Raw genomic sequence first — 17,596 nt, forward strand, 5'->3', positions numbered from 1 at the left:
CACGCACTGTGAAAGCAAAAGACTTCAGGATAGACGAGCTCAGGATCGTTCGCACCATCGCCGAAGCCGCCAGCGTCAGCAAGGCAGCGCAACTGCTGGATATGCCGCAATCCAATGTGTCGCGCACCCTGACAGCACTGGAGCGGCGGCTTGGCCTGGAGATCTTTTTACGCAGCCCACGAACGCTGTCTTTGACCGAGTTTGGCGAACAGTTTTTACGTCGAGCCACCTTCTTGCTCGATGAACATAACGATCTGCTCGATATGTCCGGCACCTATAAAAAAAGCCTGAACGGCACAGTGACGCTCGGCGCGCCGATTGGCATTCATTCGTTCCTGACCCGTTATCTGTTGCCGCCCCTGCTACGCGAGTCTCCTGAGCTGATTGTCGATTTAGTCACCCGCAACCCGGATGAGCGTGAGAAAAAGTACGGTGCGGTTTTCGACAGCGACAGCGATTTGCTGATCAGTCTGTTCCCACCACAGAACGAGAGCCTGATTGCCCGCCCATTGACCCGTTTTCGCGTCGGGCTGTTCGCCTCACCGGATTATATTGCCCGCTCTCCTCTAACCGAACTGGCGGAACTGACACAGCATCGCTGCATCACCCTACGGGTGTTGGGCGGCAGCCGTAATACCTGGAGCGGATATAACTTACAGGGTCAGTTGGAGCAGGTGGCGGTCAATGGCAGCAGTATCTGTGACAATATTCTGCCGGCGATCGAACTGGCCAAGCAAGGATTGGGGATCGTTCATGCTCCTTATTACTCGGTGGCCTCGGCGCTGGAGTCCGGTTCGCTGCTACCCTGCATTGAACGTGAACGCTGCATCGATATGCAGGCCTACCTTATTTACCGCCAACGCGGGGTATTACCCCACCGGGTGCAGGTGATGATGGACAGCATTATGAAGACCATCAAAATACATGAGCATCGATTGGTCTAACTGCCAGTAGCTCAATCAGCCGTTATCCTGTGCCTGCTTGATAAAATCGATAAATGTCCGCAAAGGGGTTGGGATAAACCGCCGATCAGAATAATAAAGGTAGGGCCCGGAAAACTGCGGCCACCAGGCTTCGAGCACCGGTTCCAAATCGCCACGGTTCAAATATGGCCGTAACCAGTCCTCAAATAAATAAATAATGCCCACTCCAGCCACAGCAGCGTCTATGGCCAGATCGCTAGCACCACCGGCCTGTACTGTCAGCGGGCCATCTGGGTAGATAACCACTTTCTCATCCTGTTGTTCAAACTCCCAGGGATAGGTCTTGCCACTGGGAAAACGCCCCTGCAGACAGGCATGGGTAAAGAGATCTTGCGGATGTTCAGGCCGACCACGGCGGTCAAGATAGCCCGACGCAGCAGCGGCGGCAAAGCGTTGCACCCGCGGGCCGATAGGTACCGCAATCATGTCCTTTTCCAGCCGTTCTTCATAACGGATACCGGCATCGCAGCCGGCGGCCAGCACGTCGACAAAACTCTCGTCTGTCTGCACCTCCAGCCTGATATCCGGATAAGCGGCCAGAAATGCAGGGATCAGTGTAGGCAACACCAGCCGCGCCACACTGGTTGGTACATTCAGTTTTAGCAAACCAGCAGGCTTATCGCGAAAACCATTCACCACGTCAAGCGCCCCCTGCACTTCAGCCAGTGCCGGTAATAGCCTTTCCAGCAGGCTATTACCGGCGGCGGTGGGGGTTACGCTGCGCGTGGTGCGGTTAAACAACCTGACACCGAGCTGTTTTTCCAGCCGGCGAATGGCGTCGCTCACGCCGGATGCACTGCGTCCCAGGGTTCTGGCCCCTTCGCGGAATCCCCCTGAACGAGCCACGGCGAGAAAGGCGTGTAAATCATCTAAATCAGCGTTCATTGTCCGTTTCCTCGTACAACCCGTCCACTGCCATGCTACTTATCACCGTCAGCAGCAACGCTTATTATCAATGGATGCGGTAACCCCGCTTACCCTCTAAGGAGACTGGTTATGTTCAACCGCGATCAACACAACACCTTCAACCTCGGCGATCGAAACGTCAAGCGACTTGGCTACGGTGCCATGCAACTGGCCGGTCCGGGCGTGTTCGGTCCGCCGAAAGATCCTGATGCGGCATTGGCGGTGTTACGAGAAGCCGTCGCGTCTGGTGTTAATCATATTGATACCAGTGACTTTTACGGCCCGCATGTCACTAACCAACTGATTAAAAAGGCGCTACATCCCTACAAGGATGACCTGACTATCGTCACCAAGATCGGCGCACGACGGGGATCCGATGCCTCATGGCTGCCGGCATTTTCTGCCGAAGAATTGGCAAGTGCGGTGCATGACAACTTGCGCAATCTCGGCCTTGATACGCTGGAAGTGGTTAACCTGAGGATTATGTTCAGTGCCCATGGCCCAGCAGAAGGTTCGATCGAAGCACCTTTAACGGTATTAGCTGAACTACAGCAACAGGGCCTGGTGAAGCATATTGGCCTGAGTAATGTCACCCCGGCTCAGGTCGCCCAGGCAGGCAATATTTGCCGAATTGTCTGCGTGCAGAATCACTACAACCTGATCAACCGCAGCGATGACGCCCTGATTGACAGCCTGGCACGTGAAGGCATTGCCTACGTGCCTTTTTTCCCACTCGGCGGCTTTAGTCCGATCCAATCATTGGCATTATCCGACATTGCCCAACGCCTCGGGGCCACGCCGCTGCAAACCGCTCTGGCCTGGTTGTATCATCGTTCGCCCAATATTTTGCTGATACCGGGTACTTCCTCCGTGGCTCACCTGCGGGAAAACCTCGCGGTACCTGACTTGCCCTGGACAGAAGAGATTGCCAAATCGCTGGATTCCATTGCCTGACGGCAAGCTGGCCCCTATCAAGTTCACTTATTTAACATGGAAATCAGCAAGATGTGCGGATAACATGACGACGCTGCCTAAATTTACGGCAGCGGTTTAACTCGAACAGGAGTCGTTATGACGCAAAATATTTATGACAATCAGGCCTTCTTTGACGGTTATGCCCAGCTCAGCCGCTCGGTAAATGGGCTAAACGGCGCACCGGAATGGCCAACCATCCGCAGCATCCTGCCGGACTTGCGGGGTAAAAAAGTGGTCGATCTGGGTTGTGGTTACGGTTGGTTCTGCCGCAGCGCGCGTGAACAGGGTGCCGCCAGCGTTTTGGGATTAGATCTGTCGGAGAAAATGCTCGATAAGGCACGGACGATGACAGAGGATGCTGGCATTGAATACCACCAGCAGGATCTGGAGCAGCTTCATCTGCCAACGGCATCTTTTGATCTGGCCTACAGCTCGCTGACGCTGCACTACATCGAAGATCTGGCCCGGCTGTTCGCCACGGTTTATCAGGCGCTGGTACCGGGCGGGCAGTTTATTTTCACCGCCGAACACCCGATTTATACCGCACCAAAACAGCAGGGCTGGTTGGTGGACGAGAACGGGCAAAAATCCTGGCCGGTCAACGGTTATCAGCAGGAAGGTCAACGTATTTCAAACTGGTTGGCGGAAGGGGTGATCAAGCAGCACCGCATGCTCGGCAGTTACCTTAATCTGCTGGTGCAGCAAGGTTTCGTCGTGAGTTATCTCAATGAATGGGGCCCTTCAGCGCAGCAAATCGCAGAAAACCCCGCGCTGGACGAAGAGAAAGAACGCCCGATGATTTTTATTCTGGCCGCCCATAAACCCGCGTAGTTGTCCCCTGCCACAGTGAATTCTTAACACATCCAATATTGGGGAGGTTGCCTCCCCCAAAATCACCAATGGCACAGCCTTCAGGCACGGATATCCTGATATTCCGGCGTAGTGTCAAACTCATGTTTGGCGAACGGGCACAGCGGAATAATTTTACGGTTTTCCGCCCGCATTTTCGCTACCACCAGCGCCACCAGCTTTTTACCGACGCCCTGACCTTTCAGCACCTCATCCACCCAAGTGTGATCGATAATGGTTAATTTGTCTCCGCTCGGCACAAAGGAAATCTCGGCGATCATTTTTCCCTGCCGATCGTTTATATAAAAACGTTTCTCGTCTGACAGAATTTCAAGATCCATAAATTTATCCCATTTTAAAAATACTTAAATTTATACCCTATAGCTTTCAAGTTGCAGCTAGGCGCCCAGCTCGCTCATCCCCAGGTATTGTAGGGGCGCTGCATGCTGCGCCCACATTAATCGGGGCGAATTTATTCGCCCCCTACAGTCACTGGAGTGAGCTAGTGCAGGTAACAAAGCTGATATTAGTCTATTATTTAATCAGTAACACAACATAATTATGACAGTGGCTAAGGAGTTCAAAATGGGTGAAAGCTCAAAAGACGGCGTAATTCTCCTATCTCGAATCTTGTTGATGATCCTGTTTATCATTTTTGGCTGGATGAAGCTGACCAACTTTGGCACAACCGTCACGGCGATGGAAGGTTATGGCACGCCAATGCCGTATTTGGCGGCAATTATCGCCGTGGTGGTTGAATTCTTTTTTGGTATTGCACTTATTCTCGGGTTATTTACCCGGCCTATTGCGGTTATTTTTGCCGTCTATGTCCTCGGCACCGCTTTTATCGGTCACCCGTTCTGGAAAATGACCGGCATGGAAATGATGGGCAACGAAATAAACTTCTTTAAAAATATCAGCATTATCGGCGGGCTGCTGCTGCTGGCAGTCACCGGGGCCGGGCGTTATTCACTGGACTACAAATTCTTCAATAAATAATCTCTTCCAGCCGGCGGCAATGCTGCCGGCTGCCATTTCCTAACGGCTGCGCTTGGCGTGGCGCTCAAAATTGTCGACTTTGGCCTGTGCCGATTTACGCAGCGTGACGTAACAAGCTCCGTCGCCGCCATCACGTGGCAACGCCCGGCAAAAAGCCTGCACCTGTTCAAACTGTGCCAACCATTTGGCGAGATAGCTGCGAATGATGTTGGCGTGGCTCTCCTCTTCCCGGCCACGGCCGTGGACAATCAGCAACGAACGCAGGTTTTGCTTTTCCGCCTGCAAAATAAAACGGAACAGCGCTTGCCGGCAGCTCTCGACCGGTTGTTTAAGCAGGTTCAAACTGGCCTGCGACGGATAACGGCCATGGCTCAGCTTGTCCAGCACGCCCTGCTGAATGCCCTCGCCTTTGTATTCCAGCGGGACTTCGCAAGGGATCAGTTCGAGAAAGCCGGTGCTGAGAAAGTTTTCCTGCCGCAGCGTCTGTGCTTCACGTCGCGCACTTTTATCCATCGTCTCCTGCGGTTTAAGGTACAAGGTCGCAGGGCCGTTGGATAACGGGGTGACATCCGCCATCGCCTGTTCAAAAAAGTCTTTGTCCTGGTTGCTCATCTTTCTGCCACTCTTAGACCGGAGCCTTTCATGCCGGGGGATGCTCCTGATTGTAAGACGCCTTGCCCCGGTTGCAAGCCGGGAATTTTCCGCAATTGTCGTCAACGGGTGAGGTTCTGTGCAGTTTTCGTTATACTGCTAAACCATTATTGAGTGCCGCAAAGGATCGATCCCATGAAAATGCGCGAGCTGGAAACCCAGTTTCAAAATGCCATGAGCGAGTTGCAGGCCAGCTTCGAAAAGCAGCACCGTGAATGGCAGCACAGCTATCAGGCACTGCAGCAGTTGCTGGAAGAGGCTAAACAGCGCGAAGTCGCATTGCGTATGCAAAATGAGCAGCTGGTGCGCAAGCTGAGCACCGCCAGTTCAGTACCGGAACAGCACGCGTTAGTGAAGCAAATCAAAATGCTGGGCGCCCATCTGGATGCGCTGGCCAAGGATGCAGCCACCTTTAACCACCACCTGCGTCATCAACAGCGGGCAGCCGACAATTTCAGCGGCGAACAGCGTTGACACCGGGCGCTGTCACGCAGCGCCTCCTGCCAAATACTGGCGTTCTGAGAGTTTAATAAATCATAAATGACCTGGATCATCATCGCTGCCCTGATCGTTGTATTTATTATTGGTTACCGCATTCTGACTTCCGATACTCGCAAAGCCATCGACTCTCTGGCCCACCTGCTGAAAGTAAAACCGATGCTGATTGAATCGATGATTCAGGAGATGGGCAGCCGCAATAGCCAGACTTTTATCCGCGTGCTGAACAACGGTTACACCGAAGAGATGCACCAGGCGGCCTATTTGCTGTTTATCTACCTGACCTTTATCAAACAGGCGGATGACCACCAGATAGCTCTGTGGCGGGAAACGCTGGTGCGCGCCGGGCTATCGCCGGAGCTACATGCCGAACACACCGAGGCCGCGCTGTTTTACTTTGCCGATCTGGATATCGACGCTTTCGAACTGGCGCAGTTTCGCCGCGCTTACAATGAGCGTTTTAATCAGGAAGCAATTGCCAATTGGTAAGAGTGTGTCCCCCGCTGGCGGGGGATGCATTACTGGAACATGCTGTAGATATAGCGCGAAAGCGCATCACGCGAGCTGAAGCCGTGTGGAATGCCATAACGCGCACTCGGGGCATCGCTGCTTAAATCCAGGGGAAATTCAAGGTACTGATTGCTGATGCGCACCGGCGAGGTCGGCGTGGCAAAATGCACGCTTTTCTCTTTCAGCGCCGGGTGGATCACCAACGCGGTTCTGCCCATCCGCGCTTCACGATTCACATATACGTAGTGCTCACCCTTGCGGTAACCATAAGACTGGTCGGTGACATAATCACGCTCAAAGCCAGTATTCTCCAACACCCTAGCCACTTCATCCGGCCGTAAATACATCGATTTCTCCTCTCGTTCTGGACCGCTGAGCGACCTTACCGTAATCATGAGATGAAACAATAAATTTTTCGGTATGGATGTGGGTTTAGGAATAATCCTTAACTATGGATTTTGGCGGTTTTGCAGCAACAAGCGCAACGTCAACAGCACGCCCAGAAACACTATCAGCGCCGCCGCCAGATAGATTGATGGCACGCCCATGCGGCTCATCAGCAGACCGGCCAACGGCCCGGTGATCCCCAGCGCCAGATCGAGAAACGCTGAATAAGTCCCCAGCGCGGTGCCCTGATTCTGTTGCGGCACCTGTTTCACCGCCTCCACACCCAGTGCCGGGAACACCAGCGAGAAACCGGCCCCGGCCAACAAAGCCCCGGCCTGCACCATCAGCGGATCGCCGGCCTGCCAAATCATCAACAAGCCAATAATCTCGATCAGGAACGACACCAGCGTGACCTTCAAGCCGCCGTGGCGATTAATGGTTTGGCTAAATATCAGGCGGATACCGACGAAGGCAACGCTGAACAAGGTCAGTGAGAGCGCGGCCCCACTCCAGCCCTTATCAGCGTAGTAGAGGGTGATAAAAGTGGCGATCACGCCAAAGCCCACGGTGCCCATCGCCAACCCAAGACCGTAAGCCCAGATGCGGCCGAACACCGCGCTAAAGGCAATGCGATTACCGGCGGCGATCGTCACGTTGGGCTTGGCACTTGCCAGCCACAGCGAAACCACGACCGCCAGCACAATCAGCGCTGCCACCCCAGCCAATCCCCAATGCTGGTTGAGATAAACGCCGAGTGGCGCACCGGCCGCCATCGCACCGTAAGTCGCCACCCCATTCCACGAGATCACCCGGGCGGTATGCAGTGGCCCTACCAGACCAATGCCCCACAGCGTGGAGCCGGTGCTGGCAAAGCTTTCGCCGACGCCGAGAAATACCCGGCCGACACATAGCAGGATCAAACTCAGCAACGGCAGGCCGCTGAACCAAAAGGCCGCGGCGTAAAACAGGCCGCTTGCACCGCAGCAGGCCAGGCCGAACAGCACCACCTTTTTCGGCCCGAGTTGATCGGCATAGCGCCCGGCATGCGGGCGGCTAAACAAGGTAGCGAAATACTGGGCGCTGATGATCAAACCGGCCAGTACCGAGTTATAGCCCAGGTCGTTATGCACAAACCCAGGCAGCACCGCCAACGGCAAGCCGATGGTCAGGTAACAGACGAAGGTGAACATCACGACCGATAAAATACGTTTATTCAGTTGGAGATGGTTTTCTTTGGAACTGATTGCGGTCATCGAAGGTGGCTCGCATCGAACGGGGTAAGCAACAGTGCTCAGCATACCCCGATGGGATCCGATGATAAATGTGAGAGTTTTGACATCCTCCCCGCCCCAAAGGACGGGGACTCCTATCGCGTTCAGACCGGAGCCTGACTCGCCTCGGTGGGTTCCTGCTTCAACGGGCGGCCTGACTGCACCCTCCCTCCACAGGCAAGCACGGCATGTCCTGCCGCCAAGATGTTACGAGCACCGTTGATATCGGCGTTCTCGGTATATCCGCACTCAAGGCACTCGAATCTACTTTGTGACAAGCGGTTCTCTTTCGCTGTATGACCACAGCAGGCGCAACGCTGGCTGGTATATGCCGCAGGTATCGCCAGAACCTGACCACCGCGCCAGAGCTGCTTGTACTCAAGCTGGCGACGCATTTCATACCAGCCCTGATCCAGTATCGAGCGGTTCAAGCCTGATTTGGCTTTGACGTTTCGTCCGTGCTGCTCTGTCGCACCTTTCGCCGACTTCGACATGTTGCTGACCTTCAGGTCCTCAATGACGATCATCGCGTGGTTTTTGCTAATCTCACTGGTGATTTTGTGAAGGTAGTCGCGCCGGATATTGCCTATGTGCGAGTGAAGACGCTGGATTTTTCTTTTCTGTTTCTGCCAGTTAGCGCTGAAGTTAACTTTGCGGCTTAACTGCCGCTGTAGCATTGCCAGCTTGCGCTGGCTTGCTTTGAAGCTGTTGACGGGCGGGTATATCGTGCCATCTGAAAGCGTGGCCAGTTTCGTGACTCCGGCATCCAGTCCGACCATCGACTTTGCGTTGTGAACGGGGTCAGCCACTTCGTATTCAGTCTGGATACTGACGTACCATTTACCACGCGACTGACTGACCGTGACGTTTTTCACTTCGCCAACGATTTCTCGGCTGTTGCGATAGCGTATCCACCCCAGCTTCGGAAGCGATATCCGACTGTTTACTTGATCGAGCTTCACGCCTTGTGGGTAGCGGAATGCATCGTTTTGATCCCGTTTTTTGAAGCGCGGGAATGCAGCGCGTTTCTGGAAGAAATTCTTGTAGCCGCGCTCCAGATCTTTCAGTGACTGTTGCAACGGCTGCGAGGGGGATCCTTTCAGCCATTGTGTTTCAGGCACGGATTTCCACACAATGAGCCATGAAGCCATTTTGGTGTAGGAGATATATTTATTTCCCGCGTCATGGTTCTCATTCTGAAGTGCCAGTGCACGGTTAAAAACAAAGCGACAAGCCCCTGCGAAGCGCTGCATATCGCGCGCCTGCTGACCATTGGGTCTTAACTGGAATTTGAAGGCTTGTCGTCTTTTCATTCACCCGATTTTACTCTTGGCCTATGACAAAAGAAATTAATACTCGTTGAAGCTGACATTGCACTTTCCTGATGCATGCCCATTTGGTCTCTGTTACCAGGTATCGACGCAGAGTATTTGATCAGGATGCTATCGAGAAGTTACGCAGCGATTTTGCCAGCGTATGCGCTGATTTCAATGTTGAACGGGTTGAAATGGACGGCGAATGCGACCACGTGCATTTACTGATCAACTACCCTCCAAAGATCGCAGTATCGAATCTGGTCAACAGTCTTAAAGGCGTATCCAGCAGGTTGCTTCGCCGTAACCGGCCAGAGATAGCCCAACGCTATTACTACAAAGGTGTTCTGTGGACACCGAGTTATTTTGCAAGTCGTTGCAGTGGTACGCCGATATCGCTCATCAGGCAATACATTGAGCAGCAGCAAACACCCGGTTAGTTGGAAAACCGCGCACGCAGCGTGAATGGGTACACCAGAAGACCCTGGCAGCCATAATGACGTTTATTCGCCCGTGGCTACCCGCGCCCGCAGGAAATCAATAAACGCCCGCACCTTTTCCGGCACATGACGCGTGTTTGGGTAAAGCGCATAAATGCTTTGCGTCGGAAATTGATGGTCTGCCAGCAGTGGGCACAACTTGCCTTCGGCAATGGCAGGCCGCACCAGCCATTCGGGCAGTAATGCCACCCCGGCACCGTGCAGGGCAAAAGCCAGCAGTGCGGCGGCGCTGTCCCCCATCAGTGTGGCGGCGTCTTCAACCTTGAACAGCACCGCCTGCCGCTCTGGGGTGATCACCTGCCAGTTCAGCGGTGAACTGAGGCGACTGTGGGCAATCCACTGCGCCTGCGCCAGTTGCGCCAGCGAGTCAACGGGATGACGGGACAGATACGCCGGTGAGGCGACCGGCAAAATGGCAAAGCTGTCGAGCCGCGCGGCGTGATGACTGGAATCCGCCAGTTGCCCCAGTCGGATCGCCACGTCGAAGCGCTCCGAAATCAAATCGGCATGATATGAAGAAGAAACGTGCTGAATGCGCAAGCGCGGATGCAACTGGGAAAATGCCGCCAGCGCCGGTACCACCACCTGCGCGCCGTATTCCGGCGTGGTGGTGATACGCAATACCCCGCTCAGGCCGTGGTGATCGCGGCGCACGTCATCCAGCACATTCTCCGCGTCTTGCAGCAGCCGCAGGCAGCGTTGATAAAAGCGTTCACCGGCATCGGTCAACGCCAGCCGCCGGGTACTGCGCACCAGCAACGAGACACCCAACTCGCTTTCCAACTGTTTGACATTGAAACTGACCACCGCCTTGGTTTGTCCCAATGCCACCGCTGCGGCAGTGAAGCTGCCCGCATCCACCACCGCCACAAAGATCGCCAAACGCTGCAGGTTAAGCATAGTGCTGCCCGTTATTGTCAAAATTATTTTGACAGTGTAATCGTTAGCAGCCGATTTATCCGCGGTTTCCCACCCGCTACACTGCGGGCCTTCAACCGGAGGCCCCATGCCCTATCGCATCAAAGTCGCAATCGTCTATCTGCTCGGATTCTTTGTCGATCTGATCAACATGTTTATCGCCAATGTCGCTTACCCGTCGATCGGCCATGCGCTGCAGGCTTCGGTCGGTGAACTGGCCTGGGTCAGTAACGGTTACATTCTCGGCCTGACGCTGGTGATCCCGCTCAGCGCCTGGCTGGCACAGCGCATCGGCGGACGGCGGGTATTCCTGTTGTCACTGACGCTGTTTATGCTGGCGACGACCGCGGCGGGCTACGCCAGCTCCATTGGCGAGTTGATTGGTTGGCGGGTGTTGCAGGGCATGGGCGGTGGCTTGTTAATCCCGATAGGCCAAACACTGACCTATCAGCTGTATCGCAGCCACGAACGTGCCGGGCTTTCCGCCGCCATTATGCTGGTCGGTCTGCTGGCCCCAGCGCTGTCACCGGCGCTGGGCGGATTGATTGTCGACAGCCTTGACTGGCGCTGGGTGTTCTTCGCCAACCTGCCGCTGGCAGCGCTGGCGCTGCTGCTGACCGCCCTGTGGTTACGCCCGCAGGCCCCAGATCCGCAGCGCAGACCGCTCGACCTCAATGGGCTGCTCAGCGCCTGCGCCGCACTGACGCTAATCCTGCTGGGGCTGACCCGGCTGGGTGAAGCCGATGGCCTGGCGCAGGGCATGGTGTTGTTGGCTGCCGGAGCACTGATGCTGGCCTATTACCTGCGACGCAGCCTGCGCATTGCCCAACCGCTGCTGAATTTGCGGCTGATGCAGGATCCGTTACTGCGCACTTCGATGATGATTTATCAATGCATCCCCGGCCTGTTTATCGGCGTCAGCCTGGTCGCCATGCTGTATCTGCAAAATCAATTGGGCATGCACGCCGCACAGGTCGGCAGCCTGATGCTGCCCTGGTCGCTGGCCTCGTTCCTGGCCATTACGCTGACCGGCAAGAAATTTAACCGCTTTGGCCCACGACCGCTGTTTATCGTCGGTTGTCTACTGCAGGGGCTGGGCATTCTGGCGCTGTCACAAATTACCCATGCCGGGGATTTTGGATTGCAGTTGGCAGCCTTCGCCCTGATGGGCTTTGGTGGCAGCCTGTGCAGCAGCACCGCGCAAAGCAGCGCTTTCCTGCAGATTGCCGATGAGCAACTGGCGGATGCCAGCGCACTGTGGAATATCAATCGACAGCTCAGCTTTTGCCTGGGGGTCGCCCTGCTCAGCCTGCTGTTAAATCTGCTGCTTGAACATTTTTCACCCGCCGTCGCTTACCAAAGCTGTTTTTACCTGGCCGCCGCCAGCACGCTGATCCCACTGCTGCTGTGTCTGCGCATCGCTAACCGCGCCATCGTGCGCCATCTCAATACACAACAGGAAAACTGATGAACCGCTATTTTACCGAAGTGATCGACGCTCATGTCGCCATTGAAAACTGGCTGGAGAAAGGTGCGGGGGAAGAACAGGCCTTGCTGGCTCGTTTTGACCCGGCATTCAGTATGATCGCGCTAAACGGCCATCGGCTGGATTTCGCCGCACTGAGCGCTTTTTTCCACGCACATCGTGCCGCTAAACCGGGGCTGGAAATCACTATAGAAGAGATGACGTTGGTGGCCGAATGGCCAACGGGCGCGGTGGTCAGCTACCGTGAAAAGCAAATGTTGCCTGGGCAGACGGCAACGCTACGCAACTCCACCGTGGTGTTCGAGCAGACCCAAACCGGGCTGGGTTGGCGGCACCTGCATGAAACTACGCTGGCACAATAATCAGAGAAAACCGTCGGCCAGGAACAGCTCCCAGGCAACAATCAGCCCACACAGGGTAACGGCGCTGAAAATCACTTCGAATAAATAACGATTGATCATCATGAGCTAGCCCTCAAAAGAAAACACCCGGAAAAACCGGGTGTTTACATAGCGTCTGGAGGCTGCGGTATCCGCAGACTTCACTTATTTAGCGGCTGGAGCTGCTTTTTTGGTGGCTTTGTGGTGCTTTTTAGCGGCCTGAGCTTTCTGCACTGGCGCTTTTTTGTGGTGTTTTTTAGCAGCCTGAGCTTTCTGAACTGGCGCTTTTTTGCTTACTTTGTGGTGAGTTTTAGCAGCCTGGGCTTTCTGGGCTGGGGCTTTAGTGGCCGCTTTGTGGTGCTTTTTAGCGGCCTGAGCTTTCTGCACGGCGGCTTTTTTGTGGTGTTTTTTAGCAGCCTGAGCTTTCTGTGCTGGGGCTTTTTTGGTTGCTTTGTGATGCGTTTTCTTATGATGAGTGGCTTTTGCTGGAGCCTTCTCAGCAGCGGCTGCTGGTGCAGCTTTAGTCATGGTTGCCGCTGGAGCTGCAGCTGCTGGCGCTACTGCATCAGCAGCGAAAGCAACAGAAGACAGACCCATGGTAGCAGCAACGATCAGGGCTAATACTTTTTTCATCTTTAATTCCTCAGAGTGTTTTTTCAGTAAGCCCCGTTGGGCCGTTGAAGCAGATACTAGAGGAATCGATGAGCCGCTTCCGTGAGTGATTGGTTTCGCCGAGTAACCAAATGTACAGTGCTTGTGAACTGCGTACACAAGTCTATGCTGGAAGCTGATGCCCCCTTTACTCCAGGCTGACAGCGCCATGAAAACTTCATCAATGAAAGTGACCCCGGCGAATTTTGCCGGTCTGGGGGCCGGTGCCCTGCTGCTGCTGGCTTTGCTCTATCTGTTTATCCGCCACTGGGCGGAATTCGTGCAATATTGCATCAACGCCCAAATCTATATGCACCGCTATCTGGTGCTGTACCTGCTGCAACAGCGTAACCACCAGTACAGCGGCGGCATGATGCTGGCGCTGTGCAGCTTTATCTACGGTTTCCTGCATTCTGTCGGCCCCGGCCACGGCAAGTTTGTGATCACCACCTATCTGGCGACTCACCGCAGGCAGTTAAACGCCAGCCGTCTTATCACGCTGCTCGGTAGCCTGATGCAGGGCGTGGTGGCGATCCTGTTTGTATTGGTGCTGGCGGTGTCGTTGAACCTGTCGATGGGCGATCTTAGCCTGAGTCGTTATTGGCTGGAAAAAGGCAGTGCGCTGTTTATCGCCGCCTTCGGCCTGGTCATGATCCTGCGCGCCACCGGGTGGCGCTGGCGCAAGTCACCGACATTCAAAGCACTAAGACCGTTAACAGCAACCACTCAACACAGCCATGGAGACGATTGTGACTGCGGCCACCGGCATTTACCCGAGGCTGCAGACCTGACCGGCGGCTGGCGCAATGCCCTGTGGCTGATCGTTTCCATTGGTATCCGCCCTTGCAGCGGTGCGATCCTGATCCTGGTGTTCGCCAACGCCGTCGGCATGTTCACCTGGGGCGTGATCTCTGCCATGAGTATGGCGCTGGGAACTGCGCTATCGATCATGATCCTCGCGACTTTGGTACACCATGCGCGTGAAAAGTTTATCGCCGCCAATGGTCAACTGACGGGCAAGCGCCTGGCACAAGCGTCACGGCTGGCGGTTATTTTAGGCGGCGTGCTGCTGGTGTTATTCGCGTTGGTGCTGTTCAGTTCGGTCATCCCGGTTAGCGCCAACGGCGACTTTATTGCCGCCGGCTGCTGATGGCATCCATTACGTCGCTATCTGCCGCGAAAACAGAATCTAATGGCCGTTTTTTTCCGTGATCGCCAACACATTTTAAATAATGGTCTACACTTAAAAGACATGTGTCGAAACGGAGAATCGAATGTTTAAGAGATCGGAAAAAGTAGAACGCGACATCGATCAGGACGTCACCCTGCTGGCGGATACGCTGGATGAGGTGCTACGCGAATCCGGTGACAAGACCAAGGAGGAACTGAAAGAGCTGCACAGCAAGGCAAAAGGTGTTTTACGCGATGCCCGTGCGCGCTTCAATGGCTCCAGCAATTTGACACAGCACGCCCGCGATGCCGTCGAACAAGCCGACAGCTACGTGCGCGATAAACCTTGGCAGGGCGTGGGGATTGGAGCCGCTGTCGGCATCGTCCTTGGCGTACTGCTGGCCCGGCGTTAACACCCCTTGCAGTCATAAAGATAAAACAGATGTGCGTCTGGCCCACGGGAAACCGTGGGCCGTTTAATTTCTGCCGTTGAACAACTCAGCCAATCTGGCCACCGCACGTTCCGTCTCGGCCTGCTGAGTAAAGTTGGCAAACCCCATCAGCAAGCCACTGCCTGCAGGTTCTGTGATTCGCCAGTCCGATAGCGCCTGCACCGACAGACCGCACCGCCAGGCGTCCTGAGCCAAACGCCGATCCTGTCCATCCTGTTTAAAACGAGCCAATAACTGAATGCCGCCGTCCTGCGACGCCACCGTCAAATACTCGCTCAACTGTTGTTCCAGCGCTTGCGCCAGCCATGCCCTGCGCTGGCGGTAGATTGGCCGCATGCGCTTCAAATGACGGTAGAAATGCCCCTGTTCAATAAAGTCCGCCACGCTGGCCTGTAACAGCGGCGGGCAGCCGCAGCCGCGCAGCCGACTGCTGTGACCAAAGGCTTCCACCTGCCCTGCCGGTACCACTAAATACGCCATGCGCAATGCCGGGAACAAGGTTTTGCTGAAGGTACCGGCATACAATACCCGTCCCTGACGGTCGAGGCTTTTTAGCGGCGGCAACGGCCGGCCGTGGTAGCGAACCTCACTGTCGTAGTCATCTTCAACCACCCATGCCTTCTGCTGCTGCGCCCATTCCAGCAATGCCATGCGCCGCGCCAGGCTAAGCGAGACCCCCAACGGACTTTGATGGGTCGGCGTCAGCACCGCCATCCGCGCCTGGGGCGCGGCGGCAATACCGGCGGCAATATTCATGCCCTGCTCATCGACCGGCACCGCCACCGGCCGCATGCCGGCGGCTTGAAACAGCGGCAGCGTCACCGGATAGCCCGGATCCTCCAGCCATACCTGATCGTCCGGTTTGAGCAGGGTCGCGATCACCAGGTCCAGCAGCGCCTGATAGCCGGCGCAGATAAACACCTGTTCCGGCCGGCAACTGATGCCGCGCGAAAGCTGTAAATAATTGACGATCGCCGCACGCAGTTCGGGTAAACCCTGGCTCGATGGGTGTGCCAGAGCAGCCAGTGGGCTGGTGCGTAACTGACGACCGACAATCCGCTGCCACAATGCGCGAGGAAAGGCATCCAACGCCGGTAATCCCAGCTGAAACGGCGGCGTAGCGCCGTTCGGGTGCAGCGGATTTGCCGTCACCGCTGGCAAAGGCTCCACCGCCAGCGCCGCACGCACCGGCAGGTTCTGCAACTGCGGCGAAACATAGGTCCCCGCCTGCCCCCGGCTTTGCAGAAAACCTTCGGCAATCAGCTGGGCATAAGCACTTTCTACCGTGGCGCGTGCCACGCCCAGATCGCTCGCCAGCCCACGGACCGAAGGCAGCCGACTGCCCGCCTGCAGCGTTCCCTGCGCAATGGCGTCTTTAATCCGCAGATAAATCTGCCGGTACAGCGGGTCGGCAAGCCGACTGTCCAGCGGTAGGGAGGAAAGAAACTGACGCATCAAAGTTTAATGCTACAAATTAAGACGCAATAGTCCCCTCTCCCATGGGAGAGGGCTAGGGTGAGGGGAAGCACGCGGATGTAAAAGCCCCTCACCCCGGCCCTCTCCCAAAGGAGAGGGAGATGCTCACTCGAGCAACGTCGCACATACTTATGCCCAATACTGTTGGTCTGGTGGATACAGTGCATCATGGCCTGGTTAAATAATCATTTTATGGCCCTATAGCATAGTCCATATCACCGCTAAAGTAGCGTCATGTTCCTGTTATTCGCTCACCGAGGTTGACCATGATTAAGCAACGTTTGAACTATTCCGCACTCTCACCCGCGCCGTACAAAAGCATGGTGAGCGCCCTGATGGCGCTGGAAAAAGGTGCGCTGGACAAAGCGACGATTGAACTGATGTTCATGCGTGTTTCGCAGATCAACGGCTGTGCCTTCTGCCTGGATATGCACGGCAAAACGCTACGCGAAAGCGGCGTCAATAACGCCAAACTGGACCAGCTGGCCGGCTGGCGCGTCAGCCACGAGTTCAGTGAGCGCGAGCGTGCAGCACTGGAATGGGCAGAGTCCGTCACCCTGATCGCCACGACCGGCGCACCGGACAGCGCGTTTGAAGCATTGCAGGCGCACTTCAGCGACGTGGAAATTGCCGATTTGACCTTCGCCATCAGCATCATGAATGCCTTTAACCGCCTGGCCGTCAGCATGCGTCAGTGATAAGACCGCACAACCCCTCTCGCGGCGAGTGGGGTTTTCGTCGATAACTCCCTGCAAAAAAATATTTATCCCCTGCCTTTCCAGCCCCGCTGCACCCTGCGAGAAAATCACACCAAAACACCATATATAGCGTGGTTGATAAATTAAATATCCACATATAGTATTTATCCCATCAACCGCAGGGAAGATGCCGCGGTCGATAACGCCGTCAGAAACGCCGTTCAATGCTCCGTTATCTGACTTTTCCGCCTTTCCTTCAACTTAAAAGGTAAATGCGAATCATGAGCATTATTATTTACAGTAAACCGGACTGTGTCCAGTGCAATGCCACCTATCGCGCATTCGATAAACAAGGGATTGGCTATCAGGTGATCGACCTCACCCAGGATCAGCAGGCGCTGAGCCATGTTAAATCCCTTGGCTATCAGCAGGTTCCGGTAATTATCGCCGGTAAAGATCACTGGTCCGGTTTCCGCCCGGACAAAATTGGCGCACTGGCTCACGCCCTGGTGCCTTGAGGCCG

The 17,596-nt window shown here is 55.2% G+C and carries 22 protein-coding genes; 13 read left to right on the forward strand and 9 right to left on the reverse strand.

Features of this window, described 5'->3' with window-relative positions; all coding sequences use genetic code 11:
- Positions 1–8 precede the first annotated feature (8 nt).
- Positions 9–944, forward strand: coding sequence for a LysR family transcriptional regulator (locus tag E5C26_RS18885; protein ID WP_135317659.1), 936 nt, complete (start codon positions 9–11; stop codon positions 942–944).
- 15 nt (positions 945–959) lie between these two features.
- On the opposite strand, the gene E5C26_RS18890 is transcribed toward E5C26_RS18885, so the two are convergent.
- Positions 960–1,868, reverse strand: coding sequence for a LysR family transcriptional regulator (locus tag E5C26_RS18890; RefSeq protein WP_135317660.1), 909 nt, complete (start codon positions 1,866–1,868; stop codon positions 960–962).
- A 111-nt stretch (positions 1,869–1,979) separates the two neighbouring features.
- Between E5C26_RS18890 and E5C26_RS18895 the strand changes: the two genes are divergently transcribed.
- On the forward strand, positions 1,980–2,843 hold the full coding sequence (locus E5C26_RS18895; protein WP_135317661.1) for an aldo/keto reductase family oxidoreductase: 864 nt from the start codon (positions 1,980–1,982) through the stop codon (positions 2,841–2,843).
- 117 nt (positions 2,844–2,960) lie between these two features.
- Positions 2,961–3,695: a class I SAM-dependent methyltransferase gene (locus E5C26_RS18900; protein ID WP_135317662.1), complete on the forward strand. Its 735-nt coding sequence runs from the start codon at positions 2,961–2,963 to the stop codon at positions 3,693–3,695.
- Between the two features lie 80 nt (positions 3,696–3,775).
- On the opposite strand, the gene E5C26_RS18905 is transcribed toward E5C26_RS18900, so the two are convergent.
- Positions 3,776–4,054, reverse strand: a complete 279-nt coding sequence (locus E5C26_RS18905; RefSeq protein WP_135317663.1) for a GNAT family N-acetyltransferase — start codon at positions 4,052–4,054, stop codon at positions 3,776–3,778.
- 244 nt (positions 4,055–4,298) lie between these two features.
- Here E5C26_RS18905 and E5C26_RS18910 point away from each other — a divergent pair, with 244 nt between their 5' ends.
- On the forward strand, positions 4,299–4,712 hold the full coding sequence (locus E5C26_RS18910) for a DoxX family protein (protein ID WP_135317664.1): 414 nt from the start codon (positions 4,299–4,301) through the stop codon (positions 4,710–4,712).
- Positions 4,713–4,751: 39 nt separating this feature from the next.
- Here the strand turns inward: E5C26_RS18910 and smrA are convergent, their stop codons facing one another.
- Positions 4,752–5,324 (reverse strand): DNA endonuclease SmrA, encoded by a 573-nt coding sequence (smrA, locus tag E5C26_RS18915; RefSeq protein ID WP_135317665.1) that lies wholly within the window; start codon positions 5,322–5,324, stop codon positions 4,752–4,754.
- A 174-nt stretch (positions 5,325–5,498) separates the two neighbouring features.
- Between smrA and E5C26_RS18920 the strand changes: the two genes are divergently transcribed.
- Together E5C26_RS18920 and E5C26_RS18925 are read left to right on the forward strand one after the other, a co-directional pair.
- Entirely contained in the window at positions 5,499–5,837 is a 339-nt protein-coding gene (locus E5C26_RS18920) for an MbeD/MobD family mobilization/exclusion protein (RefSeq protein ID WP_012146414.1), read from the forward strand.
- 66 nt (positions 5,838–5,903) lie between these two features.
- Positions 5,904–6,350: a DUF1198 family protein gene (locus tag E5C26_RS18925; RefSeq protein WP_037422188.1), complete on the forward strand. Its 447-nt coding sequence runs from the start codon at positions 5,904–5,906 to the stop codon at positions 6,348–6,350.
- A gap of 29 nt (positions 6,351–6,379) precedes the next feature.
- On the opposite strand, the gene E5C26_RS18930 is transcribed toward E5C26_RS18925, so the two are convergent.
- The 3 genes from E5C26_RS18930 to E5C26_RS18940 all read right to left on the reverse strand — a co-directional run bounded on the left by E5C26_RS18930 (position 6,380) and on the right by E5C26_RS18940 (position 9,342).
- Positions 6,380–6,718, reverse strand: a complete 339-nt coding sequence (locus E5C26_RS18930; protein WP_012146416.1) for a DUF2002 family protein — start codon at positions 6,716–6,718, stop codon at positions 6,380–6,382.
- A gap of 102 nt (positions 6,719–6,820) precedes the next feature.
- A complete protein-coding gene (locus E5C26_RS18935) occupies positions 6,821–8,011 on the reverse strand; it encodes an MFS transporter (RefSeq protein ID WP_135317666.1) in 1,191 nt (396 codons plus the stop codon).
- 122 nt (positions 8,012–8,133) lie between these two features.
- Complete coding sequence (locus E5C26_RS18940; RefSeq protein WP_135317667.1) at positions 8,134–9,342, reverse strand: RNA-guided endonuclease InsQ/TnpB family protein; 1,209 nt, start codon at positions 9,340–9,342, stop codon at positions 8,134–8,136.
- A 68-nt stretch (positions 9,343–9,410) separates the two neighbouring features.
- On the opposite strand from E5C26_RS18940, the gene tnpA reads away from it, so the two are divergent.
- On the forward strand, positions 9,411–9,782 hold the full coding sequence (gene tnpA, locus E5C26_RS18945; RefSeq protein WP_409513912.1) for an IS200/IS605 family transposase: 372 nt from the start codon (positions 9,411–9,413) through the stop codon (positions 9,780–9,782).
- A gap of 63 nt (positions 9,783–9,845) precedes the next feature.
- Here tnpA and E5C26_RS18950 read toward each other — a convergent pair whose 3' ends face one another.
- Positions 9,846–10,742, reverse strand: a complete 897-nt coding sequence (locus E5C26_RS18950) for a LysR family transcriptional regulator (protein WP_135317669.1) — start codon at positions 10,740–10,742, stop codon at positions 9,846–9,848.
- A gap of 106 nt (positions 10,743–10,848) precedes the next feature.
- Between E5C26_RS18950 and E5C26_RS18955 the strand changes: the two genes are divergently transcribed.
- Entirely contained in the window at positions 10,849–12,228 is a 1,380-nt protein-coding gene (locus E5C26_RS18955; protein ID WP_135317670.1) for an MFS transporter, read from the forward strand.
- The gene (locus E5C26_RS18960) at positions 12,228–12,608 is read left to right on the forward strand and encodes a DUF4440 domain-containing protein (protein ID WP_135317671.1); all 381 of its coding nucleotides are present in this window, start codon (positions 12,228–12,230) and stop codon (positions 12,606–12,608) included. The genes E5C26_RS18955 and E5C26_RS18960 overlap by 1 nt, the downstream gene beginning before the upstream one ends.
- A gap of 183 nt (positions 12,609–12,791) precedes the next feature.
- Here E5C26_RS18960 and asr read toward each other — a convergent pair whose 3' ends face one another.
- Complete coding sequence (asr, locus tag E5C26_RS18965) at positions 12,792–13,259, reverse strand: acid resistance repetitive basic protein Asr (protein ID WP_135317672.1); 468 nt, start codon at positions 13,257–13,259, stop codon at positions 12,792–12,794.
- A gap of 187 nt (positions 13,260–13,446) precedes the next feature.
- Here asr and E5C26_RS18970 point away from each other — a divergent pair, with 187 nt between their 5' ends.
- Positions 13,447–14,427 (forward strand): nickel/cobalt transporter, encoded by a 981-nt coding sequence (locus E5C26_RS18970; protein ID WP_135317673.1) that lies wholly within the window; start codon positions 13,447–13,449, stop codon positions 14,425–14,427.
- 124 nt (positions 14,428–14,551) lie between these two features.
- On the forward strand, positions 14,552–14,860 hold the full coding sequence (locus E5C26_RS18975) for a DUF883 family protein (protein WP_037422211.1): 309 nt from the start codon (positions 14,552–14,554) through the stop codon (positions 14,858–14,860).
- A 63-nt stretch (positions 14,861–14,923) separates the two neighbouring features.
- Here E5C26_RS18975 and pdxR read toward each other — a convergent pair whose 3' ends face one another.
- Positions 14,924–16,357: a MocR-like pyridoxine biosynthesis transcription factor PdxR gene (pdxR, locus tag E5C26_RS18980; protein ID WP_206194289.1), complete on the reverse strand. Its 1,434-nt coding sequence runs from the start codon at positions 16,355–16,357 to the stop codon at positions 14,924–14,926.
- A gap of 284 nt (positions 16,358–16,641) precedes the next feature.
- On the opposite strand from pdxR, the gene E5C26_RS18985 reads away from it, so the two are divergent.
- A complete protein-coding gene (locus E5C26_RS18985) occupies positions 16,642–17,073 on the forward strand; it encodes a carboxymuconolactone decarboxylase family protein (protein WP_135317675.1) in 432 nt (143 codons plus the stop codon).
- Positions 17,074–17,354: 281 nt separating this feature from the next.
- Positions 17,355–17,591 carry a glutaredoxin-like protein NrdH gene (nrdH, locus tag E5C26_RS18990; protein WP_135317676.1) on the forward strand — a complete coding sequence of 79 codons (237 nt, stop codon included), beginning with the start codon at positions 17,355–17,357 and terminating at the stop codon, positions 17,589–17,591.
- Positions 17,592–17,596: the final 5 nt, after the last annotated feature.

This window comes from Serratia proteamaculans, assembly GCF_004684015.1.
Taxonomy (GTDB): Bacteria; Pseudomonadota; Gammaproteobacteria; order Enterobacterales; family Enterobacteriaceae; genus Serratia; species Serratia proteamaculans_F.

Coding starts and splice junctions, on each gene's coding strand:
- E5C26_RS18890 (WP_135317660.1), bottom strand. CDS start 1,868: ATGAACGCTGATTTAGATGATTTACACGCCTTTCTCGCCGTGGCTCGT.
- E5C26_RS18895 (WP_135317661.1), top strand. CDS start 1,980: ATGTTCAACCGCGATCAACACAACACCTTCAACCTCGGCGATCGAAAC.
- E5C26_RS18900 (WP_135317662.1), top strand. CDS start 2,961: ATGACGCAAAATATTTATGACAATCAGGCCTTCTTTGACGGTTATGCC.
- E5C26_RS18905 (WP_135317663.1), bottom strand. CDS start 4,054: ATGGATCTTGAAATTCTGTCAGACGAGAAACGTTTTTATATAAACGAT.
- E5C26_RS18910 (WP_135317664.1), top strand. CDS start 4,299: ATGGGTGAAAGCTCAAAAGACGGCGTAATTCTCCTATCTCGAATCTTG.
- smrA (WP_135317665.1), bottom strand. CDS start 5,324: ATGAGCAACCAGGACAAAGACTTTTTTGAACAGGCGATGGCGGATGTC.
- E5C26_RS18920 (WP_012146414.1), top strand. CDS start 5,499: ATGAAAATGCGCGAGCTGGAAACCCAGTTTCAAAATGCCATGAGCGAG.
- E5C26_RS18925 (WP_037422188.1), top strand. CDS start 5,904: ATGACCTGGATCATCATCGCTGCCCTGATCGTTGTATTTATTATTGGT.
- E5C26_RS18930 (WP_012146416.1), bottom strand. CDS start 6,718: ATGTATTTACGGCCGGATGAAGTGGCTAGGGTGTTGGAGAATACTGGC.
- E5C26_RS18935 (WP_135317666.1), bottom strand. CDS start 8,011: ATGACCGCAATCAGTTCCAAAGAAAACCATCTCCAACTGAATAAACGT.
- E5C26_RS18940 (WP_135317667.1), bottom strand. CDS start 9,342: ATGAAAAGACGACAAGCCTTCAAATTCCAGTTAAGACCCAATGGTCAG.
- E5C26_RS18950 (WP_135317669.1), bottom strand. CDS start 10,742: ATGCTTAACCTGCAGCGTTTGGCGATCTTTGTGGCGGTGGTGGATGCG.
- E5C26_RS18955 (WP_135317670.1), top strand. CDS start 10,849: ATGCCCTATCGCATCAAAGTCGCAATCGTCTATCTGCTCGGATTCTTT.
- E5C26_RS18960 (WP_135317671.1), top strand. CDS start 12,228: ATGAACCGCTATTTTACCGAAGTGATCGACGCTCATGTCGCCATTGAA.
- asr (WP_135317672.1), bottom strand. CDS start 13,259: ATGAAAAAAGTATTAGCCCTGATCGTTGCTGCTACCATGGGTCTGTCT.
- E5C26_RS18970 (WP_135317673.1), top strand. CDS start 13,447: ATGAAAACTTCATCAATGAAAGTGACCCCGGCGAATTTTGCCGGTCTG.
- E5C26_RS18975 (WP_037422211.1), top strand. CDS start 14,552: ATGTTTAAGAGATCGGAAAAAGTAGAACGCGACATCGATCAGGACGTC.
- E5C26_RS18985 (WP_135317675.1), top strand. CDS start 16,642: ATGATTAAGCAACGTTTGAACTATTCCGCACTCTCACCCGCGCCGTAC.
- nrdH (WP_135317676.1), top strand. CDS start 17,355: ATGAGCATTATTATTTACAGTAAACCGGACTGTGTCCAGTGCAATGCC.